This is a genomic window from Microcoleus sp. S13_C3 (genome assembly GCF_036700905.1).
Lineage (GTDB): Bacteria > Cyanobacteriota > Cyanobacteriia > Cyanobacteriales > Microcoleaceae > Microcoleus.
Window position 1 is genome coordinate 1 of record NZ_JAUBPT010000317.1, and the last position, 2,738, is coordinate 2,738.

A 2,738-nucleotide genomic window follows, 5' to 3' on the forward strand; every position below is an offset into this window, starting at 1 on the left:
TTACAACATCAGGGGGATTTACAACATCAGGGGGATTTACAACATCAGGGGGATTTACAACATCAGGGGGATTTACAACATCAGGGGGATTTACAACATCAGGGGGATTTACAGTGACAACATCAGGTGGAGTTGGCTCCGTTGGTGTCGGGTCGATCGCGTCATCAGTTGAAAACACAATATTACCAACACTACTAGAACGGGGAAACGACTGCGATGTAATGGTTGATTGTCCCGTTGTAATTGCACCCGCCGTACCGTTGCTAGCAGCATCCCCCACCACAAACGGTTGAATCGGCGTCCCTCCATCTCCCCCAGCGTGGACAATTGTAATTTTGCCACCACCTGTGCCGCCCGCAGTAGAAATGCTAGCAAATCCCGTCGGGGAAAGTTGGGTGGAAAAAGTACCAGTAGCGCGGAAAAAATTGCCTGTTATTGCTGTGACATCGCCGCCGGTGCCGCCTGTACCGCCTTGGGCATTGATAAACTCTACTTGAATATCGCCGATCGGATCTAAGAACACATTGCCGGCATTTCCGACTATACCGCTAGAGTTAATTTGTCCCGCCGTAATTGAAGTTATCGCCTTAACAGTTATGTTGCCGCCACTGTCTCCCGATGTATTCAAATTGCCTGCGGTGAAATTGTTACCGCTTGTAAATAGAATTTCTCCGCCATTAGTAGTAATATTTTTAACACTTATATCGCCCTTGGCAGTAATATCGACTTTGGCGGCGGTGACATCTCCCGATAAGTTGACTTTTTCCGTGTTTAGTGCTGTCAATTGTTGCGCGTTAATTGTCGAGTTTCCTGTCACATTGCCAGCATTGTCGATCGCCAAATTTCCTAGCTTGCTGGTGGCCCCCACTGAACCGTTGAAAGTGATGCTGCCGCTACCGGAGGCTAGAGTTAAGTTGCGGGCATTAATGCTGTCACTGTCGATCGCACCCAAAGCAATATTTCCCCCTGCGGTACTAAATATCGCATCCTTTGTCAAAACCAAAGCATTGCTAATATTAATGTTGCCGTTATTAGTCGTAATATTTCCGCCTATTTTAGTATTTAAAGCCGTAATGTTAAAACCAGAATTGCTTTTAACATTCCCGATAAATTCCGCATTGGGTGCAGTAACGTTCAAAACAGATAATGGCGTTGTTTCGCCGATATTCCCTTGCAGCAGCACATTACCCTTCGCGGCATCTAAGCCCAACAAATGATTGCCGTCGATCGCACCTTTTATATTAATACTACCAAGTCTGCTTTTGAGATTAACCGGGTTTCCTAGTTGAACGTTGCCCGTCAAATCTATATTATTAGTTGTATTGATGCCATAGTTCAAATTAATTCTTGAACCTTGGAGAGCAACACTGCTGTTGTCAAGTCCGGTAATAGTGCCATCAAGTGCGATCGTACCGGTTCCGGTTTGAATATTTACTGGATCTAAAAATGTGAGATTATAGGGAATACTAATATTGGCGCGGCTATCCGATCGCCCGATCGCGATCGAGCTAAATCCATTTTGAATCAAATTAAGTTCCGATGCAGTCAAATCTAAAGCGCTAGTATTGTTATCAATTCCGCCAACAACAATATTTTGTCCGGCTGTTGCGGGTTGCAGCGTTAGCGCACCCGTACCGGAAACATACCCCGAAAAATTAATTTCCCCTGCTGTTAAATTCAGCGGGTTACCACCTGCAGCTAAAGTAGAACCGAAAGCAATTGTTGCCTCTCCCACTGTAAAATTTACCGGAGCTTTTAATGTCACTGGATTCCTAAAACTAATGTTATCATTAGTTGTGGTGATATTTCCGCTAACCGCAACATTTCCCCCGCCATTTTGAATAAAGGCACCGTCTAAGTTCAGGTTTTTCTCAATATTGAGATTCACCTTATTAGTAATTGTGAGCGTGCCGTCATTGGTGGTTGTTACAGTTCCTTTGAGATTAACATTCTCAGCAGCAATACCGAGATTTCCAGCTACGTCAACTGTCTTGTTGAAAGTAATGTCGGTGCCTAAAAACACCGAGTTTGGGGCAACAGTCACTGCATCTGCATAAGTTTGACTGCCGGTTGTAGTCACATTGCCGCCTAAAGATATTTTGCTGTTGGCAGTTAAACTTGTGAGAGGAGTTGTTTCGCCGATCGTACTTTTGAATGTAACATTACCAGCACCCGCATTTACAGTCAAGTCGCTGCTGCCGTTAACAGTATCGTTGAAAGTAATGCTGTCACCTGAAATAATCGGATTATTGGCAACAGTGACAGCATCTCCATAAGTTTGACTGCCAGTTGTAGTGACATTTCCCTTGACTTGAGTTGTGCCGCCAGCATCTGTCGTCAAACTCGCGGCATTGACTGTTTGATTAAATGCGGTTGTGCCTGTAGAGTTAGCGGTAATATTTCCTAATGCCTGGGTATTGCCAACTGCACCATTGAATGTAACATTACCAGTACCCCCATTCAGAGTTAAATCGCTGCTGCCGTTAACAGTATTATTGAAAGTAACGCCACTGCCTGAAATAATCGGATTATTTGCAACAGTCACAGCATCTCCATAAGTTTGACTGCCAATTGTAGTGACATTGCCATTGACTTGAGTTGTGCCACCAATATCTGTAGTCAAACTCGTGGCATTGACTGTTTGATTAAATGCGGTTGTGACTGTAGAGTTAGCTTTTAAATTGCCGATCGCATTTGTGGGATTACCAACTGCACCATTGAATGTAACATTACCCGCA

1 protein-coding gene is annotated in these 2,738 nt (G+C 44.3%); it reads right to left on the reverse strand.

Annotated features, from left to right (window positions below; genetic code table 11):
- Positions 1 to 2,738: beta strand repeat-containing protein (locus QUA16_RS36275; protein WP_445305427.1), on the reverse strand; the 2,738-nt coding region annotated here is incomplete at both ends.